This window comes from Lapidilactobacillus luobeiensis (assembly GCF_024345205.1).
Classification (GTDB): domain Bacteria; phylum Bacillota; class Bacilli; order Lactobacillales; family Lactobacillaceae; genus Lapidilactobacillus; species Lapidilactobacillus luobeiensis.
The window spans coordinates 80,477-106,282 of the sequence record NZ_BROC01000002.1 but is presented as its reverse complement, the minus strand read 5'-3'; the positions used below and the strand labels follow the sequence as shown (position 1 = coordinate 106,282).

Here is a 25,806-nt window from a genome sequence, read left to right as displayed (position 1 = left end):
TTGATCAAACCTGATATGGCGCTAATTGATAAGTTTGATCGGCGATCTGGCGCGCGAACGCTAGATCATGGGTCACAACGATCTGGGTCATCCCCGATGCCTTCAACTGCAAAATCAAATCGCGCACACTATCGCGTAAATTAGGGTCAAGGGCCGAAGTCGGCTCATCATAACACAAGATCCGCGGTCGTAACGCTAAGGCTCGGGCGATCCCTACCCGTTGTTTCTGGCCCCCCGACAATTGAAACGGATATTGCGCCGCTTGTTGGCTGAGATCGAGTTGCTGCAATAATTTCTGCGCTTGCTGGTCAGCCGCCGCTCCGGTTTGATTTAAGACCAAACGTGGTGCTAAGGCAACGTTTTCTAAAGTCGTTAAGTGAGGAAACAGGCGAAAGTCTTGAAAAACAACGCCGATCAGGCCCCGCTTCAAATTATCGCGGACAGGTACAAAGCGCTGACCATCAAGTTCGATCGTCCCCTGATCAAACGGGGTCAAACCAGCGATCACGCGCAACAAGGTCGTCTTGCCCGCACCACTAGGACCAACGATACAAAGGGTCTGCCCCTCCTCAACAGCTAAAGATACTTGATCGATGATCGTGCGGGCGCCCATTTTCTTAGTGATACCCTTTAATGTTAACATGTGACGTTCCTCCTATTCGTAATACGCGTAATGTTTCTCCGCTCGACGCAACGCCCAGGTCAGCACGGCGGTCAAAGTCAGATAGATCACGGCGACGGCTAGTAAAGGCACTAACGTCACATCGCGGGCCATGGCGATATTACCGGCTCGCAGCAGATCACCTAAACCGATCACATAGACCAGTGAGGAATCCTTGACTAGGTTGATCACCTCATTGCCGATCGCCGGGATCACTTTTTTATTGACTTGCGGCAAAATAATATAGCGGAACGTCTGCCGACTATTCAAGCGCAACATCTGGGCCGCTTCGACTTGCCCCTGATCAACGCTCTGCAATCCCCCACGGAAGATCTCCGCGAAATAGGCGGCATAGTTCAAAACAAAGGCGAACAAAGCCGCCGCGTAACGCTCCAAAACCAAATGGATCAGTGGTAACCCGTAGAAAACAAAAATCAGTTGGAGCAGTAAAGGCGTCCCGCGCATCAACCAAACATAGAAATCAAGTAGACCCCGCAAAGGCTTGAACCGCGACCGCAATCCTAAACTAACCAACAGACCCAGCGGGATCGCCAGTAATAAGGTCAACCCGAAAATACTCAAAGTTACCTTTGTCCCCTTCAATAACGCCGGAAAAATCTCACTTAAATATTGCCAACTCATACTTACTCCACTCCTTTTTTAAATGTGTTCGCTAACCCAGCTCCTTCCGCTTAACTACGCCAGGCTTCATGAGGCATGGATCGCCTCCAAAATCCTGTCTAGGTTAATGCTCGGGAGCTATTCAGGTCGGCCCGCACTCTTTTGAAACGTGTTCGCCGACCTAGCTTCTTCCGCTTAGCTACGCAATTGTTCCGAAAGCAAAGCCCAGCTTTCAAAACAATTGCTAGGCTAATGCTCAGAAGCTGCCCAGGTCGGCTCACACTCTTTGAATACAAAAAACGCCCTCTAAACTATTGCTAGTCTAGAGGGCGTTGATCAACACGGTCCCACCTCTGGTTTCCATTCGCTTTACAACGAATGGCTCATTCAGTCCTTGAACTGAACCAATAACGGCGGCGAACCGGGTCGACTTTGGATTACCTAGGTAAAACTGACATCGATCGCAGAATTGTTGTGCATGACCACTTACCTCTCCTTCACACCGACCAGGAGTTCTCTTAACGTAGCGGTAGTCACCGGGACAATTATTTGCTTAGAATCTATTAATTATTCATTCATACTAATCACATTTAGTAAACTTGTCAAGCTTTTTTTGAATCAAACTATCTTTTTTGGCAAAGCCCGGTCCGCGAAAGTCGCTGGCCTAATCAACGATGGAATAAACGCGCCCAAAAACCCTTGGGCGCTTCCGGCGCTATTGCTGGTTCCGGCGTTTCTTCCTGTAAAGTCATTAGCGGCACACTATCGCCTAACATTCGTCGTGCAATATTCCGATAGCCTTGGCTCGCCGGGTTATCTGGGGTCAGCGTCACTGGCGTTCCCGCATTAGCAGTGGCGATCACTGCATCATCATCAAAAACGATCCCCAGTAGCGGTACCGAAAGATGATCAGTGATCGCTTCGATGCTCATCATGTCGCCCTGATTCATCAGATTTTTGCGGATCCGGTTAATGATCAGCCGTGGCCCAAACTCCAAATGATGTGCCTCAAGGATTCCAACGATCCGATCCGCATCACTGACCGCCGCATTTTCAGGTGTGGTCACCAAAATCGCGCCATCAGCGCCAGCGACTGCGTTCTCAAAGCCTTGCTCGATCCCGGCAGGACAATCCAACAAGACGAAATCAAAACTTGCCTTCAATTGCGTGACGATCTCGCGAACGGCTTGTGGTGTCAAGGCGTTTTTATCCGAACTTTGTGCCGCTGGTAATAAAAACAACTTGTCCGGCAAACGTTCATCCTTGATCAGCGCCTGTTTCAGACTCGCCCGTCCTTGGACCACATCAACGATCGTAAAAATGATGCGATTTTCCAGACCTAGGACCACATCAAGATTTCGCAGACCTAGATCCAAGTCAACTAAACAGACCTTCTTTCCCAAAAGCGCCAAGGAGGTCCCAATATTAGCTGTCGTTGTTGTTTTGCCAACGCCGCCTTTACCTGATGTGATCACTAAAGCTGTTCCCATTACTGTTCCTCCAATTGCTGGAATAGTTTAGGCTTGATTTTCTTCAGATCCGTCAATTTAGCCGTCGCCAAATTATGTAAGTCATTGATATAACTGAATTGTTGCCCGGAGATCTCCGGCCGATCCGCCACGATCTCGACCAGATCACTGATCCGCAATTGAGCCGCTTGTTTCAGATCACCAGCGATGATCGCGTCACTATTATCGGGAAAACCCGCGTGGAGGATCCCCTGCACATTACCGACCACATAGATATTACGTGACGCCATCAAAGTCGCGCCTTGATGAACGCTCCCCAATAAGACCACATCGCCCTCATAAAAAACTTCTTGCCCACTACGAATGACCTGAGGCACGAAATGGAACGCCTTAGTTTTAAGCAACGCTGCGACTGTCTGCTGATCCATGACATCAGCGGTCACTTCCAAGATTTGAAAATGGTCAAAACGACCAACTAGATCGTTTAAACGCTGACGCTGATCGGCGGTCAAGATCCGTTGCCCCGTCCGCACTTTGAAATGGATCTCCCGAGTGCTTTGATCTTCGGCCCGAACCTTTTCTAATAATGTCGCCAGTTCTTGCAAACTCGCTTCAAAATTCCGCTCCGCCGGGATCTCGATCTCGTAGCCATCGTTACGCCCTCTTAAAAAAACATTTTCCATGTGCTTACCTCCCCCGTTTTTGGTGGATAAATTGTAAAAGCCAGCGCGCTGGAACAAAAAATATCGCAAATAAAACGACATTGAGCAGGATCGTTGGCGCCAACGCATCACTGATAAAACCGCCCAAAGACACCGTTGCTAAATTGAAGAAATCCGCTAAAAAGTAGAGGATCACTTGACCGATAAAAACCGCGATCACAAAAGTTCCCAACTGATAGATCGGTTGCTTACCAAAATACGCCAATAACGCCTTCGTCAATAAATAGGTCAAAGGGCCGATCAACGTATAAAGTCCGATCAACCCCGTATAAAACAAATCATAGGCGAGGCCACCGACTAAAGCGTACCAAAAAAGCAAATTTGATGAAGGCATCGCGAAAGTACAGACCACCAGTGCCATCAAAAACAACTGCGGGGCCATTTGGAGATTATTATCATAGAAAAAGTTTGAAAAAGCCAGCGCTAAGCTACCGTCTATGAAAAACCCTAGCAAAATAACTACCGGAAGCAACCAACGATGCTGAAATTTCTCGACTTTCATATTAGTCATCGTCGATCCCCCGATCGATCACTGTAACCACAGTGAAATTATTCAGGTTAGCCGCCGGTTTGACATAGATCGTGCTCGCCAAGCCATAATCATCATCTTTGACTTTGACCACAGTCCCGATCAATAGACCAGCCGGTGTGAGCCCGCCTAGCCCCGAAGTCACGACTTTTTGCCCCTTCTTGACTTTATCAGCCGTGACCAAACGACCCATTTTTAAAGTAGCCGTTTCCGTATCATAACCAGTGATCAAACCACTGACTGGCGTACCACCATCAATACTGACTTCGGCGGCGAAACGATTACTGGAACTGTTGTCGCTAGAGATCAATTCAACTTTAGCATTGGTTTGATTGACTTCAACAATACGCCCGATCAACCCGGAACCACTCATGACCGGCATATTTTTTTTCAAGCCAGCGGCAGAACCCCGATTGATCAATAGATAGTTTTGCCAATTGACTGGAGAGCGACTCATGACCGCCGCGCTGATCTGCGTGTAATCAGTTAAAGTCGCATTCAATTTAAGTTGCTTTTTCAAGGCGCGATTTTCATTCTTTAAAGTTTGGTTCTCAACTTTGGTCTCCGCCAGATCTTGGATCTGCGCTTTCAAGGCCTTGTTCTCATCATAAGTATTGAACAGATCCTGGATATTCGCGCTGACATTACGCACGCCATTGACAGGCGCGGTGATCACTCGACCGACGATCCCCAAAGCGTCGTTGCCAAAGCGTTGCACAAATACTGGCGCCTTACGGTTGTCGCGCAGGCCAATGGAGACAGAGAGCAAGCCAAAAACGGCGATTAAGGTGACCATCACAATGATCAATTTTTTATTGGAAAAAAACTTATTCATTAAATCCTCCACAAATCAAAAAAGCGGGCACGCCCGCATTTTCGGATTTTAATGTTTCCGTTTCATGACTTCAATACTCTTGAGGGATTCCCCAGTACCGATGGCCACACAATCAAGCGGGTCTTGGGCGATGAACACCGGAACTTTAGTGGCATCTGAGATCACTTCAGGCAGGTTCTTTAATAACGCGCCGCCGCCAGTCAAAACGATCCCGTGATCAATGACGTCAGCAGCGATTTCCGGCGAGGTCTCTTCCAAGGTCTCCTTGATCGCGGCAATGATCGCTTCGATCACTTCTTGGATCGCATGGGCGATGTCTGTCGCCGAAACCTCGATCGTCTTAGGCAAACCAGTGATCAGATCACGACCGCGGATCGTCATATCCTCAAGATCAGCAGCCTTATCGACCGATGCCGAACCGATTTGGATCTTGACTTGCTCCGAAGTCCGTTCGCCGATCAACAAGTTGAAGTGCTGGCGAATGTACGACGTGATCGATTCATCGATCTTATCTCCAGCCATCCGGATCGACCGTGAGGAGACGATCCCACCTAAGGAGATCGTCGCCACGTCGGTAGTCCCACCACCAATATCAACGACCATGCTCCCGGTTGGATCCATGATCGGGAGGCCAGCACCGACTGCCGCCGCGAACGGTTCTTCGATCACGTAAGCTTCACGAGCACCAGCCACGCGGGTCGCATCGATGACCGCACGTTTTTCAACTTCGGTCACACCGCTAGGCACACAAACCATCACATAAGGTTTGCCACCACCAACTGTTTTCTCGATAAAATATTTCATCATCGCCGCAGTCGTATCATAATCAGCAATGACCCCATCTTTCATGGGCCGAATCGCTACAATACTTGCAGGAGTTCGGCCAATCATATCACGCGCTTCAGAACCGACCGCAATGATCTCGCCGGTTTTCGAGTTTTTTGCAACGACAGAAGGTTCATTAAGGACAATGCCTTTTCCTTCACTATAAACTAACGTATTGGCAGTACCTAAATCAATACCAATATTCTTCGCACCGAATCCTAGCAATGTTTTCTCTCCTTAAATTCCAAGTTTATACTAATTGGAATTATACCATAATGGCAAAACGTTAAAAAGTATCCACTAAGAAATCTTAAAGAAATGGTCACCGTTTGATTCGGTACGCTGACCTAGACCAAAATAAACTACTTAGCAAGTCCTATTCTAACAGGAAATGACAGAAAGTGCGAACTGACCTGCATTGCTCCTGAGCATTAACCTAGCAATTGTTTTGAAAGTGCTCCTTGCTTTCGGAACAATTGCGTAGTTAGGCACAACAGGTTGACCTCGAGCAGCAATTCAGAAAACAAACACCTATTTCAAAGCAAATTTTCTTCGCGTAACGACAAATAATTATCATGACCGATGATCAAATGATCCAAACAATCGATCCCCATCAATTCGCCACATTGAACCAATCGTTTGGAAAACGCCAGATCATGGCTTGAGGGCGTCAGTTGCCCACTGGGATGATTGTGTAGGCAAATCAATCGCGCAGCTGAGAGTAGCACCGCATAATGATAGATTTCACGAGGATGGGCCACCGAACTATTCAATCCCCCCGTAAAAACGATTCGTTCTTGGATCACCTGATTTTTTGTATCCAAATAAACCACGACCAATTGTTCCTGTTGACAACCGCGAAATTTCTTGACCATTTGCTGACCTAATAACCGTGAGGAAACAACGACCCCTTGGCGCAATTGCATTTGGCGTAATGAGCGGCGACCTAATTCAAAAGCCGCCTGCAATTCGACCGCTTTTGTCGGCCCGATACCCGAAAATTGCGTCAATTCAGTCAAGCCCGCGCGTGACAAAAAAGCCAAGTTGCCAAAATGATGTAATAAAAGACTAGCTAGCTCGGACGTACTACATTTTGCTGTGCCCGTCCGCAAAATGATCTGGAGTAATTCTTGATCCGTTGCCGCCCCGACGCCATGCTGGCAAACTGTTTCCCGCGGTCGCAACGCGATCACATCATCGCTGCGACGTTCACTTTTTAATAATACATTCACTTCTTTTGTCATAAAAAATCACCCTCTCGTCTTTTAAATACGAAAGAGTGCTTTAGTTTACCTTATTGTTTATGGTAAAAATCATCAATCATGGCCATTCTGTGAACGACTAGCCTCGGGCAAGAAAAACTGACGTACTTCGCTGATCAGGTAAAAAGACCCTGCGAACAAGAACACCCCAGTTCCACCTGAATCATGCAACGCATTTTGAAAGGCTGTCTGCCAATCCGGCGCGTAATTAAAATCACCAGGTAATTGCGTAGCCAAACGCGCCTGATCCGCTGCGCGTGGATTGTGAGCAAGTGTCGTCCACGTGATCTGCCACGATGTTTTTGCTAAAAGCGCAGCAACTTCATGAATATCTTTATCTGCCATCATCGCGATCGTCAAATAGACTGGCTGCCCCGGAAAAGTTCGCTGGATCGTCTTGATCAACGCTTGGATCGCCGCGATATTGTGGGCGCCATCAAGCACGATCAGCGGTTCCTGACTAAGCAGTTCCAAGCGTCCAGGCACATGAAAGTCGGCCAAAACTTGACGGACTCGTTTACTGTCCAGATGATCGTGGTGTTGCGCAAGCCAAGCCGCCGTAGCACCCAAAGCTAAACTACAAGCCTGCAACTGCCACTGACTCCAAGCCGGCAATTGTAATTGCCGCAAATGGACCGGTGTGGCTCCTGACCACGACCAATCAAAGCGAACACCTTGCTGGGACCAGCGGACTTTCTCCGTGATCAGATCTTGACCCTCTTGATAACTCAACGCCTGTTCTTGGGCAACGCGTCGGGCCATGATCGTCTGCGTTTCCGCAGGTAATTTTCCCAGAAAAACCGTTTGCTTGGCCTTGATGATCCCCGCTTTTTCCTCAGCGATATCTTGCAGCGTCGGTCCGATCAGATCTTCATGATCTAACCCGATCGAAGTGATCACGCCAACACTGGCATTGATCACATTGGTCCGATCATGGGCGCCGCCGATACCCACTTCGATCACGCCAACATCGACTTTTTGATCGGCAAAATAGCAGAACATCAACAAAGTGACCCATTCAAACTCTGTCAATTCTAAGTGAGCCTGTTGTAAGATCGGCCGCAGACGAGTCACCAGTTTGATCAGCTCCGCATCAGGGATCTGCTGATCATCGATTTGGATCCGTTCATTGAAACGCAAAACGAAAGGTGACGTAAACAATCCCACATGATAGCCCTGCGCTACCAATAGTGAACTGATCAAATGACAAGTCGTGCCCTTACCATTGGTCCCCGTCACGTGGATCGTTGCGAACTTGTCTTGGGGATCATCAAATAACCGCAAGGCTTGACGCATCAGGTCTAATTTATCACTGCGATGCAACCTTGGCCGACTATGCAGAAAAGCCAATACTTCAGCGATCGTTACCATGATCCTCACTCCTTTCTCACCGTTATCCTTGATCTGACCGTACCTTAAAGATGCTTGGCCGCGATCTACTGATTAGCGCGCAATTCCGCGATCCGCTGCTTGACTGCCTCACGCTGGCTGAGATAATCGACCCGTTTAGACCGTTGCTCGTCAACAACATCTGTCGGTGCCTTAGCAACAAACTTTTCATTGCCCAATTTCCGATCGATCCGAACCACTTCTTGATCTAAGCGGTCCGCTTCTTTTCCTAAGCGTTTGATCTCCTGATCAAGATCGATCAGCTCCGCCAATGGTACAAAGATCTCTACTTCGCTAGTCACTTGGGACATTGCCAACTTCGGTGCTTTAACGTGTGGCCCGATCTCCAGTGCCGTCGGATTTAAGAAGCGTTCGATGAACTCCAAATTACCTTGCAAAGTTTCTTCGATCGTTCGGGTTTTTGTACGTAAGAGAATCTCCACCGGCTTGGAGATCGGCGCGTTAGCTTCCGCTCTGATCCCCCGCACACCGCGGATCACGTCGATCAACCCAGTCATTTGTTCCACCGCGACAACATCGTTAAGGTCCGCACTATATTCAGGATAGTGCGCCACCGTCAATGAGCGGCCTTGATGAGGCATGCTTAACCAGATCTTCTCCGTCACAAAAGGCATGATCGGATGCATCAAACGTAAAATTTGATCCAGCACATATAGCAAATTCTGCCGCTTATAACGTTTAGCACTTTCGTCATCGCCATTGAGCACCGCTTTACTCATTTCGATATACCAGTCACAGAAGTCATTCCAAATAAAGTTGTACAGTAAGCGACCGGACTCACCAAACTCGAACTGATCATTCAGGCGCGTCACCGAGCCGATCGTTTCGTTCAAGCGACTGAAGATCCATCGATCCGACAAATCGAAGCGATCACGGTCACGAATCACGCTGCTGGTGGTCGTATCACCTAAATTCATGATGACAAACCGACTGGCGTTCCAGATCTTGTTGATGAAGTTCCACGCGGAATCCATTTTAGTATAGCTGAAACGGGTGTCTTGTCCTGGTGTCGAGCCTGTGGACAAGAACCAGCGCAACGCGTCGGCACCGTACTTCTCGATCACGTCCATGGGGTCGATCCCATTCCCCAATGATTTACTCATCTTCCGACCCTGTTCGTCTCGGATCAAGCCGTGGATCAAGGCGTTTTCAAACGGCCGTTTACCCGTGAATTCCAGGCTTTGGAAAATCATCCGCGAAACCCAGAATGGAATAATATCATAGCCGGTCACTAAAGTGTCGGTTGGGAAGTAACGTTGATAGTCAGCGCTGTCAGTGTTGGGCCAACCCATCGTGGAGAATGGCCACAGAGCGCTGGAGAACCAAGTGTCCAAGACGTCGGTCTCTTGGTGCCAATTTTCCGCATCTGCGGGCGCGGTCATCCCCACATAAACTTCGCCAGTGTCGTTGCGGTACCAAGCGGGAATGCGATGACCCCACCATAATTGCCGGGAAATCACCCAGTCATGGATGTTTTCCATCCATTGGGTAAAGGTCTTCTCAAAACGTTCCGGTACGAAATTGATTTTGTCAGCGGTAGCCTGATTCTTCAAGGCCATTTCAGCCAAGGGTTTCATTTTGACGAACCATTGCGTCGACAGCCGCGGCTCAACTTGGACCCCAGATCGTTCCGAATGACCTACACTGTGGACGATCTTCTCCACGCGCAGTAAATAGCCTTGCGCTTGCAAATCAGCGACGATCGCTTTGCGGGCGGCGAAACGATCCATTCCCGCGTATTTGCCGGCCCGTTCATTCATCGTGCCATTATCATTCATAATATTGATCCGTTCCAGATCATGACGATTGCCGACCTCGAAATCGTTGGGGTCATGGGCGGGCGTGATTTTGACGGCGCCAGTCCCAAAGTCGATGTCCACATAATGGTCTTCGATGATCGGGATCTGGCGATCAGTCAACGGTAATTTGACCATTTTGCCCACCAGCTTGGCATAACGGGGATCGCCGGGATGAACCGCGATCGCCGTGTCACCCAGCATTGTTTCCGGCCGGGTCGTGGCGATCTCGATGTCACCAGAACCATCAGCTAAGGGATAGCGCACATGATAAAAGCCGCCCTCATCATCTTGGTGGAGCACTTCAATATCCGACAACGCTGTTTCCAATTGCGGGTCCCAGTTGATGATGTATTCGCCGCGATAGATCAGGCCCTTTTGATACATTTTGACAAAAACGGTCCGGACCGCCTCGGATAAGCCATCATCCAAGGTGAACCGCTCCCGATCGTAATCTAAAGACAGCCCCAACTTGGCCCATTGCGCCTTGATCGTGGCTGCATATTCGTCTTTCCAAGCCCAGACCTGCTCAACAAACTTCTCACGGCCTAATTGGTGACGATCTTGTCCCTGCGCCCGTAACTTGGCCTCAACTTTGGCTTGGGTCGCGATACCCGCGTGATCCATCCCAGGCAACCACAAGGTATCAAAACCTTGCATCCGCTTTTGGCGAATGATCATATCCTGTAAGGCTGTATCCCAAGCATGACCCAAGTGCAACTTCCCAGTCACATTGGGAGGTGGGATCACGATCGAATAAGGTTTCGCCTTTTTATCCCCACTAGGTTTAAAAACTTTTTCATCTAACCATTCTTGATAACGACCCGTTTCAACGCTTTTCGGATCATATTTCGGTGCCATTTCTGTTGCCATGTCATCCGCTCCTTCAACTAGATCCCGCCAATAAAAAAATCGTCCTAAAAAAATAGGACGATTTCTGATCGCGGTACCACCTAAATTGAGCATCGCTGCTCCAACTCAATGCAATAACGGCTGCTACCGACGCAAACTACTGCTTCACTTGCGCAACTCCCAAGCTACCGCTACTGACTGTCTGGGGGAATTTCACACTTAACATTCCCTCACTGACCAGCCGATCAGTACCGCTCTTGTTCAATGTCATTGGTTTAAATATTAGCCCAAAAATAAGAAATGGTCAAGTCCAAGCGTTAGAATCGATGCGACTGCAGATATCTCTTTTTTAAAATCATCATTACTGATTTACTGGATTCAAAACCTGGCCTAGCCGACCGCTCACGCCGACGCTGCTCCAATAACTAATAGCCCACTTAAGATTTGGCCGCTGCCAATTTACCGTGCTCAGACAGCAATAGAAGATTCAAAACTTCCGAAGTCAGATCCAAGTACCGCATATTAACAAATTCTGGCAAAATAACTGGTTCCGGCGCAAAACTTAAAATCGAGCGAATCCCGTTATCAACTAGCTTTGCGGCAACTTGCTGCAAAGAATGACTGGGGACTGTCGAGATCGCCGTATTGATCTGTAAGCTAGCGATCGTCGCTCCTAGTTCTGTCATTGGCTGGACGATCACTTGGTTGATCTCTTGTCCCACAAGATTAGGGTCAGCATCAAAGGCACAAATGATCGCCATATTAGGATTACGACGAAAATTATTTTTTAAAAGGGCCCGACCCAAATTACCGACGCCCACCAGCGCCAAATATTGTGGTTCATCTACCTCTAGGATCTCACCAAAAATACGGATCAGGTGAGCCACATCATAGCCATAACCACTACGACCTAATTCACCGAAATAAGAAAAATCTCGCCGGATCGTCGTTGGTTCGACCTGCGTCGCTGCCCCTAATTCCGCGGATTTGATCCGCCGGGTCCCCTCATCCGCCAAGTTGCAGAGAGTTCGATAATAAAGCGGTAGCCGCGATAAAGTCATCCGCGGGATCTTAGTCGTTATCTGATTAGTCATCATCATTCGCTCCGTTTTGTTAAGCTCGTCACATTAGTCTAAGCATACCAAAAAAAGAAAGTTCGTGCAAGCGTTAACAAAAAAGTTTTGCCCTAAATTTTCGGTAAACGGTCAAACAAATGGCCGCCCCGATCTTCACTACTACGCGTGTCGCCACAAAGGCAGATAAGGATATTCAAAAAAACCGACCACCGGTTAAGGGGTCGGTCTGAGCGTGATTATAAAATCGATTGGATCTGATCTTGGTCGGTCTGTAAAAAGTCATCATGGCTGTGGATCTCCGTGATCTTGATGCCGGCTAAAGCGCGAGCCATCAAGGTAGCCCCATCTAATTGCGCTTCATAATAACGGGCTTTATCCAAACGTGGTTTCGTTTTCGGACGTGGTGGCGCGAAGATCGTGCAACAATCTTCGAACGGTAAGATCGACAAATCGAAGGTATCGATCTCCTCGGCGATTTTAATGATCTCGTTCTTATCCATCGTTGCCACGGGCCGGATCACAGGCAAAGTGGTCACATCATTGATCGCGACCATGCTCTCTAGGGTCTGCGAGGCCACCTGGCCCACGGATTCACCATTAAAGATCGCCAAAGCCGACCGTTGCTCAGCCAAAGCCGCCGCCAAGCGCAACATGAAGCGCCGCTGGACCGTCATCAAATAACCTTCGGGCACAGACCGTTTGACTTCCTCTTGGATCTCTGTAAAAGGCACTTCGATAAAACTGATCGTCCCGACATAAGGCGCTAACTTTGCAGTCAACGCTTTGGCCTTTGCCAGCGCCCGCTCTGAAGTGTACGGTGGGCTAAAGAAGTGGACCATTTCGATCGCCACGCCACGTTTCATTGCTAAATAACCGGCGACTGGTGAATCGATCCCGCCAGACAGCATCAACATCGCTTTGCCAGCAGTACCCACTGGCAATCCGCCGGCGCCTTTGATCGTCTGTGAGGATAGATAGATCCCATCGCGGCGAACTTCCACTCGCAAAGTCACATCAGGATATTTCATCTGCGCTTTCAATTCCGGTAATTGATCATAGATATAGTCGCCTAACAATAGGTTCAATTGATTGGTATCATATTCAAAATTATGATCGGAACGCCGTGTATTGATCTTAAACGTTTTAGCGGCTGGCAAATGTTCTCGCATCATCGCCAAAGCCGTTTGTTTCAACAACTCGACGTCTTTAGGGATCGTAATACTAGGAGAAAAATTCTGGATCCCAAAAACCTGACCCAACTTAGCCATGACCGCGTCAGAATCAGTGCCATTCAAGGCAATGTGCATCCGATCCCGCTTGGGGTAAATTTTCAAATCTGGAAATTCCCGTAATGTTTTAGTGACATTACCATTGAGTCGCCCAATAAACTCGCGGCGATTCTTACCTTTCGTTGAGAGTTCGCCATAACGAACTGTGATTTCTGTATATTGCATATCAGTATCCTTCCTTAATGACTGCGACCATTCATTCGTTGAAACCGTTGATAGACCTCAGGGAAAATTTGAATGAATCGAGTGACTTCCGCATCTGTATTTTGCGCATCTAAACTGATTCGAACTGCGCTGGTCGCCAACCTTTCGGGAACTTGCATTGCCTTGAGCGTGCCAGATTCAACGCCAGAGCGTGATGAACAAGCGCTGGTCGTCGAAAGATAAATTTCCCGTTCCTCTAGAGCATGGACCATCGTCTCCCCGCGGACCCCACTAAGCGCAAAACACAAAATGTGTGGCGCAGCTGGCGTGGTGCGTGGCGAAAAAATCGTGATATCCGCAAGCGAACTAAGAAAATCAAGTAATTTTTGCCGCATCGCTTGCTCATGGCGGACTTTAGCAGATTCGTCAGATAGCGCTAGACGTAACGCCTTACTCATCGCCGCGATCCCCGGCGTATTCTCAGTGCCACTGCGATGATTCTGCTCTTGTCCACCGCCATCGATCAGATTGGTCAAGACCCGGCCGCGCTTCGCATAAATAAAGCCGACTCCACGGGGACCATGGAATTTATGTGCGGAAAAAGTCGCAAAATCAACGCGCGCTGGTAAAACTTGGTCAAACAAACCTTTGCCGACCGCTTGAACAGCGTCAACATGAAAATGGATCGTCGGTCGATCCGCCAAAATATCAGCGATCTCTTGGATCGGTTGGACCGTGCCGATCTCATTGTTCACCGCCATCACTGAAACCAGCACTGTGTCTTCCCGCAAGGCACGCCGAACGTCGTCAGGACGAACATAGCCTTGATGATCGACAGGCAGATAGGTCACGGACCAACCTAGTTTTTCTAGCGCGGCAGCCGCGTTGAGCACCGCTGGATGTTCGATACTAGAAACGATCAAATGGCGGCCAAAGTCGCGCTTGGCCAGCGCAGTGCCTTTAACGATCCAGTTGTCGCCTTCCGTTCCACCGCTAGTAAAGAAAATTTCATCCGGTTGCCGTTTGATCAAGGTCGCGATCTGCTGTCTGGCTGATTGCACCATCTGTAAAGCCTGATCACCCAAATGATGCAAGCTAGAAGGATTGCCCCAGAACTGTTCGGAAACGGTTTGATAAGTCGCCAGAACGGTTGGATCGATCTTTGTCGTTGCGCTATTGTCAAAATATATCAAAATCTGATCTCCTTTTAATAAAGAAAACACACCAAGCAGGCCAATTACGCGCACATGCGACGTAAAAGGTGACTCAGTGTGTCCCGCGCTTGTTGACACGCATAATCGTGTCAATTATAAATGAGCTTTTGCCAACAAACAAGTTATTTTTCTGTAACGGTCATGACTCGCTCGGTTCAGCAGCATAATAAGTCTGTTCGATCCGTTTAAAGGAACCAGGCTCGATCTGCTCTAAGGCAGTCGCGATCGTGTCCAATGCTTTCTTATACGCAAACTCCTGACCATAGGCATCGCGCGCTTGCGTCGCCGCGTCGGCTAAAGTCGGGTTAGCGTAAGTATAACGATTAGCATATTGCAAAGCCTGTTCCGTCAAGATCGCCGCATCACGCAGGTCCTTAGATTTTTGCGCAAGATTGTTAAGATCCTCTTGCGTCATGATCAATTGTTTGGTGATATCTTCAATATTGATCTGAACTTGATTCAAATTGTTCTCCAATTTGGTGATCTCTTCTTTGACCATATTGAAATAATCCAAATAATCCTGTGGTAGTCCTGGCAGCCGTAAGTGTTCGATCTCACGCTGAATACTTTTTAGATCTAAAACAAACTGACGGACCCCTTGTTTGGCGACCTTTTCACCTTCAAAAAGTGAGGAAACATCATTACTGATCTTGAATTGTTGCTGTTCGATCTCAGTCAAGCGTTGATTGGTTTCTTTAAACAACGCGACTGCTTTAGTGGCGATCACTTTTTTCTCAGCGATCGCTAAAACTTGCGCATCATACTGACGCTGCATCTTCTGGATTGCTGCTTGCATCGCCTGCGCATCTTCCAATTCGTGGTGCATCAGTACATAGCTTTGATTAAGATGATTCAAAGAATCGATCAATTTAGTCGTCTGAGCGCTGGCATGATTGAGAAATTCCAAGGTTGTTTTTTGCAATGGTGCTACTTGCTGCCGTGCCTTCAATTCATCTTCCAAACGTTGATAAAGTTCGTCGATCTGTTGGCTCACTTCTTGATTCCGTTCTTCCACCGTCCCGATCTGGAGTTGCGCCAGCTGTTCATTGATCTGCTGTAATCGCTGCCGTAAAATGATCAGCGTGTCGCCGATATTTGGCTCAGGGAAACAATAGTGGTCGGCCGTCATCTCTTGATAAACCGAATCGATCTCCTTCAATTGATCAGGGAATTCTGTTGCCAGTTCAGTATAACGCGGCGGGATCCGCTTCATTTGATCTTGGATCACCTGCAATCGATCCTGCGCATCCTTTAATTCCTCTTCCGCTTTAAGATGATCGCCTTGCTTAGATAACGCCTTGATCTGATCGAACCGGGTGTCAAAATCAGCCAAGTGATTCTCTAATTGATCAACGGCCGGTCCAAATTCAAAAGATTTTGTCAACAGTAACTTGCGGATCTTGCGGTATGAGGCTAAAAGATCCTTAGTCAGCGCTTGATTCTGCTCATCGCTATTCAGTAATTGCGCTAAAGCCGTCGCGACCTCATCAGTTGCTACTTGCGCGGATTCCAGTTGTTCCTCGGCCGTTTGGATCTTTTTACTCGCGGAAATGACCGCAAATTTCTGATTAGCGGCATCGGCGTCAAACATATTTTGATATAAAGCCGCGTAGACATCATTTAATAAATGATAATATTGCTGATGCCACTGCTCCAAAGAAGCCTGACTTGATCCAGATAACGCCAGATCTTCCAGCTGATCGATCGTCTTATAGATCGGTCGGTTGGTCATTTGTTCAAAACTATCATTCACTTTACCTAAGCGCTTATCATTGCGGCCCCGCTTCAGTGCTGCCAGAAGGATCAAGACAAGAATAACGATAAGAATGGCGAGTACGATTAAAAACCACTTTTGCACGATATTTACACCCCTATGACGAATCGGCTTGCATCCGTTTTCTGAATTCGTTACAATCTTATTAAATTATAGCAGATTTAGCCCGTAGTCCAACATCGAACTGTCTTAAAATTGGAATTTATTTAATTTTTTAATGGATAAAACTCAGGAACCAACAAACTTGTCAAAAAAACGCGCATTTCGTTGGCGACTGCTTTCTGGAGGAAATCATGTCTGATTTATTATTAGCCCAATATCAAGCTCTATTCGCCGATGCGGAATACGCGACCAGTGACCCTATCTCGATCCTTGCCAATTCCAGCGCTTTTATCATGGAAATGGTCCCTGACTTGAATTGGGCTGGCTTTTATTTGTGGGACCGTCAACGCCAACAATTGACAGTTGGCCCCTTTCAAGGCAAGATCGCATGCGCACTGATCGCCAGTGGTACCGGTGTCTGCGGCACTGCATTCGCTCAACAAACTGCACAACGGATCGATGATGTCCACGCTTTCGCGGGACACATTGCCTGTGATAGCGCAACAAATTCAGAAATGGTGCTCCCCTTCGCGATCGCCGGTGAACCCGCAGGTGTCTTGGATCTGGATTCGCCTAAACTAGCCCGCTTTAGTAGGGCCGATCAAGCGATCCTAGAACGATTGCTTCAATTGATCGCGAATAAATTGACCCCACTTAACTGATCCAGACCGATTCAACTCGGTGTGCGCCCTTTTTCCTTTTGATACGTCTCCACAACGTCTTTTGACCGATACCACCAAGAAAATGCACCGCTGCTACCCTTGGTTTCCCTATTTCGTGGTCAAAGTTGCGCCCATTTTTCACTTGACTTTACCCCAACTAATTGCTAGACTATCTGAGTGTGTAAAATATGCAGCACAAGGCGGCAAGCTCGTCAACATTTACCAACGTTTTACAGTTCAATTGTGTAACCCGCGGCTGCACGTGGCGAAGATTGCAATGGTAAATGCACGAATGTTAAACCTTGATCGTATATTTTACTCCAAAAAAACATTTGGAGGATTTTTTATGTCTCGATATACAGGCCCATCATGGAAAGTTTCTCGTCGCTTAGGGATCTCCCTTTCCGGCACTGGCAAGGAATTAGCACGCCGCCCTTACGCTCCTGGCGAACACGGCCCTAACAACCGCCGCAAGTTATCTGAATACGGTACGCAAATGCGTGAAAAGCAAAAATTACGCATGATGTACGGTTTGAACGAACGCCAATTCCGTAACTTGTTCGTTCGCGCCGGCAAGATCAAAGAAGGTAAGCACGGTGTTAACTTCATGATCTTACTGGAACGTCGTTTGGACAACATGGTTTACCGTCTTGGCTTAGCAACGACTCGTGCCCAAGCACGTCAGTTAGTTGCCCATGGTCATATCACGGTTGACGGCAAACGTGTGGATATCCCTTCATACGAAGTTGCTGTTGGTCAAGAGATCTCATTACGCGAACGTTCACGTAACTTGGTCATCGTTAAGAGCGCTTTGGAAAACGCGGTTGGCCGCCCTGCCTTCGTTACTTTCGATGATAATACCTTAACTGGTAAATTGGTTCGTGATCCAGAACGTGAAGAACTGGAACCAGAAATCGACGAATCATTAGTCGTTGAATTCTACAACCAAAAACTGTAATATTCAGTCTCACGAACATTGTTACCGCAATGTTTATCGAACTTGCTCAGACCGGCAGCGGTGTAAAACTGTTGATTCGTCGCACAAGTCCATTGCACGCCCAATTCTGGGCGTGTTTTTTTTGCAGTAAATTTGGGCAGTAAAAAACCGAAAATCCCCAGCGGAGATTCCCGGTTTTTCATTGGTAGCAACCACATGCCATTTTCGCAATACCTCGGTCAAGTGAGAACATTGATTAGGGTTGACTGGCCGTTTTAGTGCTGTTGCTCCCAATCGATCAGGCCGTGCTGGTAGCTTCCCTTCTCCAACAGACGGCTGAGGGGCAACTGCCCCAGTTCCGCGTTAAATGCAGCTTGCGCGCGTTGAAAAGCCTGGGTAGCCACTTCCTGACTTTGGGCGAGATGCGTCCGATCGCCGGGAAATAAGCGCGCCGCTAAATCCAAGTTAGGCAATTCCAATTGATCCGTTTGATCGATCGCCTCGCAAACATCTAATAAACTAATGGTCGCGATCGAACGCTTAAGAGCAAAACCACCGTCCTTACTGGCGCTGGAAACGATCAAGTCAGCGACAACTAATTTGCGCAATATTTTCTTTAAATAAGAATCGGAGACCTCTAAACGCTGACTGATCACGCTACTTTTCAAGGGGCGATGGTCTTGTTGAAGCGCCAACATCAGGAGAACATAAATCCCCTGCTCCACACTACGCTTGATTTTCACTGGCGGCCTCCTGTAAACCCTGTCGTAACGCGGTGATGACTGTTTCGATCCGGACAGGTTTCATTTTCGGCACGAACAGCCCACAAAAACGTAACAGCGGGATCATTTTCGCCAGTTTGTCGTGACGATCCGCGCCGTAAACGATCGTTGGCGCCACCACCGCCAAGGGCACTGAGCTGGTCTTGAGTTCTGTGATCAGGCGCTGCTTGGTAGCCAAGAAAGCGGCCGAGCCTAACCGACCACCAATGAAGCCCATCGCTTGGGCATGACGTTGTTCTGCCAGCTGGCGCATTGTCCGCGCCGGCGCGTCGTTGATTCGCGCGGATAATTGCGGATCTTTTTCCGGGCGGCCCACCAAATCGACGACATAATCGATTTGGTGGGGAACCGCCGCCAAAACCGCGGCCAGATCAGTCACGTCGACCGCGATATTATGACAATTCGCCAATGTGACTGAATTTCTCCCAGAACGGGAAAGAATCCAAAACTCGGCCGTGGGGTCAGCTTGATGCCATTGACGGGTCAACTCCCGCCCCAAATAGCCGTTACCACCAAATAAAACAATTTGCTTATTCATCCGTTTCGCCTCGTATCGTGGATGTCGTTTATCTATGGATATAGAATAACCACGGATATGAAATTTGTCAACAGTTTTCTAACAGCGACAACAAAATTTTGTACTCGCCTAGTTATCAGCAAATTTTAGCAGGAGCCATCGTGAGGTCGTACTATCAAGTTCAGCCACGGATACTCCGCCGTGACGCGCCAGTTTTACTTGCGCGGTGATTTTGAAAGATTATCTTGATGGCGCTGACCACAATCAAAACACGGTGCGCCACACTCGCCTCGATGTAAAAAAGTTGATAGGCCTTGATGAGTAGGCGCAGATTATCAAAGACCGAGTTTTGCCGCTCAGTAACTCAAATAAGCCAACTTCAACGATTTGCGTTGCGGTTGGCTTATTTATTGTCAATCTTAGTGATGGAGCCGTCAGAAAAGCCTTAATCAAGTCAACGTAACCTGCGCTATTATTGTTGACTGAGTGCTAAATTCTTACCGAACTATTACTGGCATCTCGTCACCTTGAGATCGCGAAATCATGAAATCAGTCCAACGCCATCAATTCCCGATACAACGGCGTCAAGGCCTGGATCTGGGCCAAAATCAATTGTTGGATCCGCTCAGGTTCGGTGAAACGTGGATCGGCTGCTAAGACCCAACTGCCCAGAATGAACTCGCCACTTTTGACCTGCTGATAACGGTCCAGCGCGGCTTGCAAAGTCGCTGTGGTCAAAGGCTGCGCGTTAGGACTGGTATGATCCGTGCTGATCTGCGGCACGGCCAATCCAGCTAATTGCGTTTGGTGGGCCACAAGCCACTCTGCCCGCGCGGCGCGTTGCTGCATGTCCGCCAGAAGATCTAACGTCACAAACAACCGATCAGCCCACAAGCCCACCTCGAAATGGGGCAACATTTTGTAACCGCGCTGATAGGTACTGATGGCCAACCAAGTGTCCACCGGCGGATTCTTGTGGCGCCGCAAATGCTTGGCCACGTGTAAATAAAGCGGCGCGGCGACTTGCGGCTGCATTTGCTGTAAGATCAAGCCACCCAGCGTTTCAAAATCAGGGTCGACCTCGGCACGGATCCGTTGCAAACGTCCCGATAGCGTCGGCTCCTCAAAAACAGTAAAACTTGCGCGTGATAACATTTCCCCACTCCTATTCTTGTTCCCTCTAGTGTACCACGATAGCCAATGTCGCCAACAAATTAACTAGGTCGCGCAGACTTGCCCCCCAGGTCTCAGCCAAGTATTGGGCAAAGCCGCCGCTCCCAATTCCTTACCCAAGGAAATCAGTTAGTCAAGAATCCACAAAAAGTGTCCTGACCAAACAACGCTCCCGCCGTCTGACAACTTCCTCGACGGACGAACTCGTTTTGATCAGGGCACTCATAATTTGATAACTATTTGTTACCGAAACTGGGAATGAGATATAACGTTGAGCGGCTGGAACGGAGCGCTGCGGGGTGAGATCGCCGTGAAATTAAATGAGAGCGTGGAACACAACGAGTTGCTTTTGAGCACGACTAGCAATTTCACTGGATTGATTGCATCAATCCAGTGAAATTGCGTATCGGCGCAAAAAGCAGTTGTGTGGAACGCGTTTTGGCGGTTTACCGCTTAGGACAAGGCCTGATTTTGAGACAAGCCGCGCACTTTGCGGATTGGCTCAAAACAGCGCCCACAGCGAGCTCACCCCGCAGCGCGCAGTGCAAGACGCAGTCAAGCTATGCGTTCCACCACCCCAGCCCGACCTGGAGCCCCACCACATCTGCCAACCACCAACGCCCACACCTTTTTAAAAGGTCACAGCTTGACCATTTTCAGTTACCGAATAAGTCAGCCGCTGTAAATCAGCGGTCAATTGCGCTTGCACTGTCCCGGCTTGATTTTCCCGGGTGATCACAATGCTTTGCGGTGTCGGCGTGGTTACCGTGATCGTCCCCGCTAAATCAAAAGCCGGGCTTTGATTGCGGAAAGCAAAGAGAGCCAAGAGCGCCTGGACCACTGGGCGTTGGACCTCAGTGGCAATTTCCGCATCCGTATAATAATGGCGATTGATATTGCGGCCCTCTTTGGTCGCCTCCAACAAGGCCAAATCATTTTTCCCGGCCAGAAGACCGACATAATAAACCTGCGGGATCCCGGGCGCGAACATTTGCAGCAAGCGGCTCAGGAAGTAGCGACGATCATCATCGCCTAACGCGGAATAATAAGTAGTATTCAATTGGTAAATATCCAAATTGTGATAGGCGGCGCTGGAATATTTCCGTTTCACATTGGCGCCAACCTTATACAATTCAGCCACGGTGAAATCGATCTCTGCCGGGGTCAAAATATCGCGAACATCCACAACGCCAATCCCATCATGGGTATCCAAAGTCGTGAACTGCCGCATGGGACTGGCAGCCAGCCAAGCGGCCAAGCGCGTGGTCGTGCCGCTATACAACGCGTGGAGCACCACCATTGGCAAGGCGAAGTCATACGTCCAATAACCATGGTCCGTCAATTTACGTTGGATCGAATAATGTTCGTGGATCTCGGGCAACAGTTCCGCGCCTTGTTCCCGGGCAATCGCGGCAACCTCAGCCAAAAGCATCCAGATCTCAGGCTCCACGAAGAAGTCATTGCTATCCAATTTCTTGATGGCATACGCGAACGCGTCTAACCGGATCATGCCCGAGCCACGCTGGATCAATTCAGTTAGCGTCGTTCGAATGAAGTCCATGGTCACTGGTTGCCGCACATCCAAGTCCAGCTGTTCCGGACCAAACGTGTTCCAGATCGCCGCCGTAGTGCCATCTTGAAAGGTGATCGTTTGTTCTGGCGCCCGATCTTTCCGTTTATAGATCAAGGCCACATCAGCCTCAGTCGGGCGGCCCACCGGCCAAAAGCGATCCCAACGCAAGAACAAATCCCGATAAGCGCTGGCCGCCCCCTTTTGTTGAAAATCTTGAAATTGCGGGGACTGGCGGGATAAGTGATTGATCATGAAGTCGCTCATCAACGGATAGTCCGCCGCCAAAGCAGTCACGGCTGGCCAATCGCCCAACTGGGGATCGACTTGGCGGTAATCGCTAGGCGCAAAGCCCCGATCACCTGTCGAAGGAAAATAAGGCAACAGATGCACGTTTCCGATCGCCGCTTGGAAATATTGGTTCAAATTTCGGTGAACAGCAGCGATATCGCTCCCAAGACTGTCACCATAAGTAATCAACATCACTTGATTTTTCAACTTCATTGTTGGCCTCCTTGTTGGCCTGCCTGCGTTGCAACCCGATCGACGAGTAAGTGGCTGACCGCATCAACTGGCTGGTCGTTATTTGACCGCGCCATTGCTCATCCCGGAAATAATGTTCTTTTGGAAAACCAGATAAACGATCGTGATCGTGATGATCCCGACAACATACGACGCGAAACTTGGTCCGTAATCGTTGAAATACTGGCCGGTGTAGTTGTACTGGAACAAGGGCAAGGTCCATACTTTGGAATCCTTGTTCAGAATCAGTAACGGCAACATGAAATCGTTCCAGAACCACAATGCGTTGATGATCAACGTCGTGGCATGCATTGGTTTCAACATTGGGAAAACGATTTTGAAGTAAGTGGTGAATTTGCCAGCGCCATCTAATTCCGCCGCCTCGTCCAGACTAACAGGGACGTTCATTTTGATGAAGCCAACGTACAGGAACAGTGTTTGCGGGATCGCATAGGTCAAATACAAGATGATCAAGCCCCACATGTTGGCGAGACCTAATTTGTTCATCATGACCGTGATCGGGATCATAATCACTTGGAACGGCACGAAAATCCCTAAAATCAAGAATAAATACATAAAACTGAAAGCCTTGGAACGGCTCATTTTCCGGGCTAAGGCGAAGGCCGCCATTGGAACAAAAGCCATGACCACCAACACGGACAGCACGGTGATCACCGTGGAGTTCCAGAAATAACGACCGATGCCATCGCTTAACAGCCGGGCATAGTTGTCCCAAGTGCCGGGATTAGGAAAGCCGAAGAAATTCTCCATGATGTCTTTGGTTTTCTTGAAAGAGCTGAAGATCGTGACCAATAAGGGAATCAGGATCAGGATCGCACCTGCGATCAGGAGCACGTACTTGCCGATATTATCTTTTTGTTTTGTCTCTTTCATGGTGGATCCCTCCTTAAATCTCATATTTCCGCGATAGTCTGATTTGAACCAAGGACACGATCCCGATCAAAACGAACAGCACTAAGGAAATCGCGTTGGCGTAACCATATTGGTTGTTTTTGAAGGCGTAGTTGTAAACCAACAAACCCAGTGAAGTCGTAGCATCGCTAGGACCGCCGCCAGTCAAGGCAAAGATCTGATCAAAAGCGGTCAAGCCGCCTTTCAACGCCATAATGAAGACCATCGAAATGCTCGGCAGCAAATAAGTCAATTCGATTTTCCAGAAGACTTGCTTGTTATTGGCGCCGTCCATGTGAGCCGCCTCGATGATTTCTTGGGGAATACTCTGTAACCCCGCCAAGAAAATAATGATCGGCATCGCCACACCTTGCCACAACATCACGAAGATCACCGCGATCACCGCGCCTGTGGTTGTCCCTAGCAAGCTGGTCTCCAGCGCCTTGATGCCCAGCATCGTGCCTAGCTTCGGCAAGCCGTAGTTGAAGACCTGCTTGAAGATCAAGGACACGATCAGTCCTGACAAGACTGCTGGGAAGAAGAACCAAGCTCGGAAGAAAGTCCGACCTTTGATTTTCGAATTCAGGGCCCGGGCGATCCAAATGCCCAAACCGATCTCGCCGACGATCATGCAGGCGGTGATAATCAAGGTGAATCCGATCGCCTTCATGAACTTGGGATCACTCATCAAGATTCGATAATTGTTGAGCCCGATAAAATCAAAGTTGTACGTCAGCCCAGTCCAGTTCGTCAGACTGTAGAAGGCACCTTGAAACATAGGAAAATAGAAAAAGATCAATTGTAACAGGACTGGCACGATCAAGAAAAGCCAGGCCCAATTACGGCTACAAAACGCTTTGAATTTCATGATGTTACCCCCTATTTTTTGACGTCGGCTTTCATTGGATTGAAGAAGGTGTTCAAGTCACGGACCAACTCTTGCTTATTGCCCGTGGACAAATAATTGGTCGTGGCGGTGAAGAAGTCATTTTCACTGGTCCAATCTTGCGCCAGCCAAACCATGTGCCGTTTGGTAAACGCTAAGCGCGTCAACCCAGCCAATTCCGTCGCGTTTTTCTTGGTTTTGACCCCTTTGACCGCTACCGGAGAGCCGTCCACGTCGTAATACTTCTGCATCGTGGTTGCCCGCGTGAAATACTCGACGAACTTATTGGCTGCTTTCTTGTGCTTGCTCTTCGCGGAGATCGACATGGCCAGATCGGCGGAACCGACTGTTAATTCTTTACCCGCTTCAGCGGCGGGGAAAGCGAAGGTCCCAATCTCGAATTTCGGCTCTTGTTGTTTGATCACCGGTAAGGCCCAGGAGCCATTCGGCATGATCAACGCGTTCCCTTTGGCGAAAGCCACCACCGCGTCGTTGTAGCCGGCGCCTTGCCAGTTCTTCTGCATCGCTCCAGGGCGGCGCAGGAGATCCAACCGATTGAAGTCCGCTTGCATCGCTTTACTTTTCGCGCTGATGCCATTGACCTTGGAGAAGCGCAGCAACTGGTTCGCCTGTTTGCCGCCGCCCGTGATCGTGGCCAAAGCCAACTGATGATACCCATTCAAGGTCCAGCCTTCCGTCCCCGCGATCGCGAAAGCCGTTTGCTTCTTGGCCTTGATCGTCGACACCAATTGCTCGAATTCAGCCCAAGTTTTTGGCGGTGTCAAGCCTAACTTCTTAAAGGCAGTCTTGTTATAGTAAAAACCATAAACATTGGCGCTCAATGGGACATTGTAGATCTTATCGTTGATGGCGAACTTCTCCGCGTAATTATTCTTGATCCGCTTTAAATATGATTTCTGCGTCAGGTCTTCGAAATAGCCGGCCTTGGCCCATTCTTGAAAATCAATATTTTGGGGATAGAGATTGACCACATCAGGAATATCACCAGCCAACATCCGCGTCTTCAACACGTCTCCCGGATTAGGGACATCCACGACTTTGACATGGATCTTGGGATTTTCCTTTTCGAAATCCGCCGCGATTTCTTTCAGCGTTTTGGACATTTCCTTTTTCTGGTTGAAATACTCGATGGTTTCAACCCCATTTTGGCTGGTTTGATTCTGCTGACCACAACCGACCAAAGCTAAACTTGCGCTCAATACTAGGCCTAAACCAATTTTTTTGACCCATTTCATCTGGGATC

General features: G+C 48.6%; 24 protein-coding genes and 1 other annotated feature. Of the genes, 2 read left to right on the top strand and 22 right to left on the bottom strand.

From position 1 onward, the window contains the following. Positions 1–4 precede the first annotated feature (4 nt). The 14 genes from OCU21_RS01490 to OCU21_RS01425 all read right to left on the bottom strand — a co-directional run bounded on the left by OCU21_RS01490 (position 5) and on the right by OCU21_RS01425 (position 16,563). Positions 5–643, bottom strand: a complete 639-nt coding sequence (locus OCU21_RS01490) for an amino acid ABC transporter ATP-binding protein (protein WP_261805725.1) — start codon at positions 641–643, stop codon at positions 5–7. Between the two features lie 12 nt (positions 644–655). Next, positions 656–1,303, bottom strand: a complete 648-nt coding sequence (locus OCU21_RS01485) for an amino acid ABC transporter permease (RefSeq protein ID WP_261805724.1) — start codon at positions 1,301–1,303, stop codon at positions 656–658. Positions 1,304–1,950: 647 nt separating this feature from the next. Continuing rightward, entirely contained in the window at positions 1,951–2,772 is an 822-nt protein-coding gene (minD, locus tag OCU21_RS01480) for a septum site-determining protein MinD (RefSeq protein ID WP_261805723.1), read from the bottom strand. Further along, positions 2,772–3,434 (bottom strand): septum site-determining protein MinC, encoded by a 663-nt coding sequence (locus OCU21_RS01475; RefSeq protein ID WP_261805722.1) that lies wholly within the window; start codon positions 3,432–3,434, stop codon positions 2,772–2,774. Before OCU21_RS01475 ends, minD begins: the two co-directional genes overlap by 1 nt. Before the next feature lie 4 nt (positions 3,435–3,438). Continuing rightward, positions 3,439–3,984 carry a rod shape-determining protein MreD gene (gene mreD, locus OCU21_RS01470; RefSeq protein ID WP_261805721.1) on the bottom strand — a complete coding sequence of 182 codons (546 nt, stop codon included), beginning with the start codon at positions 3,982–3,984 and terminating at the stop codon, positions 3,439–3,441. Beyond that, positions 3,977–4,837 carry a rod shape-determining protein MreC gene (mreC, locus tag OCU21_RS01465; RefSeq protein ID WP_261805720.1) on the bottom strand — a complete coding sequence of 287 codons (861 nt, stop codon included), beginning with the start codon at positions 4,835–4,837 and terminating at the stop codon, positions 3,977–3,979. The genes mreD and mreC overlap by 8 nt, the downstream gene beginning before the upstream one ends. Before the next feature lie 48 nt (positions 4,838–4,885). After that, positions 4,886–5,887, bottom strand: coding sequence for a rod shape-determining protein (locus tag OCU21_RS01460; RefSeq protein ID WP_261805719.1), 1,002 nt, complete (start codon positions 5,885–5,887; stop codon positions 4,886–4,888). Positions 5,888–6,198: 311 nt separating this feature from the next. After that, positions 6,199–6,906, bottom strand: a complete 708-nt coding sequence (gene radC / locus OCU21_RS01455; RefSeq protein ID WP_261805718.1) for a RadC family protein — start codon at positions 6,904–6,906, stop codon at positions 6,199–6,201. Between the two features lie 72 nt (positions 6,907–6,978). Further along, positions 6,979–8,295, bottom strand: a complete 1,317-nt coding sequence (locus OCU21_RS01450; RefSeq protein WP_261805717.1) for a bifunctional folylpolyglutamate synthase/dihydrofolate synthase — start codon at positions 8,293–8,295, stop codon at positions 6,979–6,981. A gap of 65 nt (positions 8,296–8,360) precedes the next feature. After that, the gene (locus OCU21_RS01445; RefSeq protein ID WP_261805716.1) at positions 8,361–11,003 is read right to left on the bottom strand and encodes a valine--tRNA ligase; all 2,643 of its coding nucleotides are present in this window, start codon (positions 11,001–11,003) and stop codon (positions 8,361–8,363) included. A gap of 50 nt (positions 11,004–11,053) precedes the next feature. Next, positions 11,054–11,256 (bottom strand) — a binding site (T-box leader). Between the two features lie 163 nt (positions 11,257–11,419). Further along, the gene (locus tag OCU21_RS01440; protein ID WP_261805715.1) at positions 11,420–12,076 is read right to left on the bottom strand and encodes a redox-sensing transcriptional repressor Rex; all 657 of its coding nucleotides are present in this window, start codon (positions 12,074–12,076) and stop codon (positions 11,420–11,422) included. A 218-nt stretch (positions 12,077–12,294) separates the two neighbouring features. Beyond that, positions 12,295–13,512 carry a tRNA uracil 4-sulfurtransferase ThiI gene (thiI, locus tag OCU21_RS01435; protein WP_261805714.1) on the bottom strand — a complete coding sequence of 406 codons (1,218 nt, stop codon included), beginning with the start codon at positions 13,510–13,512 and terminating at the stop codon, positions 12,295–12,297. 14 nt (positions 13,513–13,526) lie between these two features. Then, positions 13,527–14,684: a cysteine desulfurase family protein gene (locus tag OCU21_RS01430; RefSeq protein WP_261805713.1), complete on the bottom strand. Its 1,158-nt coding sequence runs from the start codon at positions 14,682–14,684 to the stop codon at positions 13,527–13,529. Positions 14,685–14,844: 160 nt separating this feature from the next. Further along, complete coding sequence (locus OCU21_RS01425; protein ID WP_261805712.1) at positions 14,845–16,563, bottom strand: septation ring formation regulator EzrA; 1,719 nt, start codon at positions 16,561–16,563, stop codon at positions 14,845–14,847. Between the two features lie 209 nt (positions 16,564–16,772). Here OCU21_RS01425 and msrC point away from each other — a divergent pair, with 209 nt between their 5' ends. Together msrC and rpsD are read left to right on the top strand one after the other, a co-directional pair. Beyond that, the gene (gene msrC, locus OCU21_RS01420; RefSeq protein WP_261805711.1) at positions 16,773–17,243 is read left to right on the top strand and encodes a free L-methionine (R)-S-oxide reductase MsrC; all 471 of its coding nucleotides are present in this window, start codon (positions 16,773–16,775) and stop codon (positions 17,241–17,243) included. A gap of 346 nt (positions 17,244–17,589) precedes the next feature. Next, positions 17,590–18,201, top strand: a complete 612-nt coding sequence (rpsD, locus tag OCU21_RS01415) for a 30S ribosomal protein S4 (RefSeq protein ID WP_125599148.1) — start codon at positions 17,590–17,592, stop codon at positions 18,199–18,201. Here the strand turns inward: rpsD and OCU21_RS01410 are convergent. The 8 genes from OCU21_RS01410 to OCU21_RS01375 form a co-directional block, all read right to left on the bottom strand. Beyond that, entirely contained in the window at positions 18,183–18,383 is a 201-nt protein-coding gene (locus OCU21_RS01410; protein WP_261805710.1) for a hypothetical protein, read from the bottom strand. The genes rpsD and OCU21_RS01410 overlap by 19 nt on opposite strands. 72 nt (positions 18,384–18,455) lie before the next feature. Further along, positions 18,456–18,923: an RrF2 family transcriptional regulator gene (locus OCU21_RS01405; protein ID WP_261805709.1), complete on the bottom strand. Its 468-nt coding sequence runs from the start codon at positions 18,921–18,923 to the stop codon at positions 18,456–18,458. Further along, on the bottom strand, positions 18,907–19,500 hold the full coding sequence (locus OCU21_RS01400; protein ID WP_261805708.1) for an NAD-dependent epimerase/dehydratase family protein: 594 nt from the start codon (positions 19,498–19,500) through the stop codon (positions 18,907–18,909). The genes OCU21_RS01405 and OCU21_RS01400 overlap by 17 nt, the downstream gene beginning before the upstream one ends. A gap of 528 nt (positions 19,501–20,028) precedes the next feature. After that, positions 20,029–20,634: a DUF1054 family protein gene (locus OCU21_RS01395; protein ID WP_261805707.1), complete on the bottom strand. Its 606-nt coding sequence runs from the start codon at positions 20,632–20,634 to the stop codon at positions 20,029–20,031. A gap of 649 nt (positions 20,635–21,283) precedes the next feature. Next, positions 21,284–22,726: a sucrose phosphorylase gene (gene gtfA, locus OCU21_RS01390; protein WP_261805706.1), complete on the bottom strand. Its 1,443-nt coding sequence runs from the start codon at positions 22,724–22,726 to the stop codon at positions 21,284–21,286. 78 nt (positions 22,727–22,804) lie between these two features. Beyond that, a complete protein-coding gene (locus tag OCU21_RS01385) occupies positions 22,805–23,638 on the bottom strand; it encodes a carbohydrate ABC transporter permease (RefSeq protein WP_261805705.1) in 834 nt (277 codons plus the stop codon). A gap of 13 nt (positions 23,639–23,651) precedes the next feature. Further along, positions 23,652–24,524 (bottom strand): carbohydrate ABC transporter permease, encoded by an 873-nt coding sequence (locus OCU21_RS01380; RefSeq protein WP_125599133.1) that lies wholly within the window; start codon positions 24,522–24,524, stop codon positions 23,652–23,654. A gap of 11 nt (positions 24,525–24,535) precedes the next feature. Then, entirely contained in the window at positions 24,536–25,798 is a 1,263-nt protein-coding gene (locus tag OCU21_RS01375) for an extracellular solute-binding protein (RefSeq protein ID WP_261805704.1), read from the bottom strand. Between the last annotated feature and the right edge of the window lie 8 nt (positions 25,799–25,806).

Coding starts and splice junctions, on each gene's coding strand:
- OCU21_RS01490 (WP_261805725.1), bottom strand. CDS start 643: ATGTTAACATTAAAGGGTATCACTAAGAAAATGGGCGCCCGCACGATC.
- OCU21_RS01485 (WP_261805724.1), bottom strand. CDS start 1,303: ATGAGTTGGCAATATTTAAGTGAGATTTTTCCGGCGTTATTGAAGGGG.
- minD (WP_261805723.1), bottom strand. CDS start 2,772: ATGGGAACAGCTTTAGTGATCACATCAGGTAAAGGCGGCGTTGGCAAA.
- OCU21_RS01475 (WP_261805722.1), bottom strand. CDS start 3,434: ATGGAAAATGTTTTTTTAAGAGGGCGTAACGATGGCTACGAGATCGAG.
- mreD (WP_261805721.1), bottom strand. CDS start 3,984: ATGACTAATATGAAAGTCGAGAAATTTCAGCATCGTTGGTTGCTTCCG.
- mreC (WP_261805720.1), bottom strand. CDS start 4,837: ATGAATAAGTTTTTTTCCAATAAAAAATTGATCATTGTGATGGTCACC.
- radC (WP_261805718.1), bottom strand. CDS start 6,906: ATGACAAAAGAAGTGAATGTATTATTAAAAAGTGAACGTCGCAGCGAT.
- OCU21_RS01450 (WP_261805717.1), bottom strand. CDS start 8,295: ATGGTAACGATCGCTGAAGTATTGGCTTTTCTGCATAGTCGGCCAAGG.
- OCU21_RS01445 (WP_261805716.1), bottom strand. CDS start 11,003: ATGGCAACAGAAATGGCACCGAAATATGATCCGAAAAGCGTTGAAACG.
- OCU21_RS01440 (WP_261805715.1), bottom strand. CDS start 12,076: ATGACTAATCAGATAACGACTAAGATCCCGCGGATGACTTTATCGCGG.
- thiI (WP_261805714.1), bottom strand. CDS start 13,512: ATGCAATATACAGAAATCACAGTTCGTTATGGCGAACTCTCAACGAAA.
- msrC (WP_261805711.1), top strand. CDS start 16,773: ATGTCTGATTTATTATTAGCCCAATATCAAGCTCTATTCGCCGATGCG.
- rpsD (WP_125599148.1), top strand. CDS start 17,590: ATGTCTCGATATACAGGCCCATCATGGAAAGTTTCTCGTCGCTTAGGG.
- OCU21_RS01410 (WP_261805710.1), bottom strand. CDS start 18,383: ATGAAAAACCGGGAATCTCCGCTGGGGATTTTCGGTTTTTTACTGCCC.
- OCU21_RS01400 (WP_261805708.1), bottom strand. CDS start 19,500: ATGAATAAGCAAATTGTTTTATTTGGTGGTAACGGCTATTTGGGGCGG.
- OCU21_RS01395 (WP_261805707.1), bottom strand. CDS start 20,634: ATGTTATCACGCGCAAGTTTTACTGTTTTTGAGGAGCCGACGCTATCG.
- gtfA (WP_261805706.1), bottom strand. CDS start 22,726: ATGAAGTTGAAAAATCAAGTGATGTTGATTACTTATGGTGACAGTCTT.
- OCU21_RS01385 (WP_261805705.1), bottom strand. CDS start 23,638: ATGAAAGAGACAAAACAAAAAGATAATATCGGCAAGTACGTGCTCCTG.
- OCU21_RS01380 (WP_125599133.1), bottom strand. CDS start 24,524: ATGAAATTCAAAGCGTTTTGTAGCCGTAATTGGGCCTGGCTTTTCTTG.
- OCU21_RS01375 (WP_261805704.1), bottom strand. CDS start 25,798: ATGAAATGGGTCAAAAAAATTGGTTTAGGCCTAGTATTGAGCGCAAGT.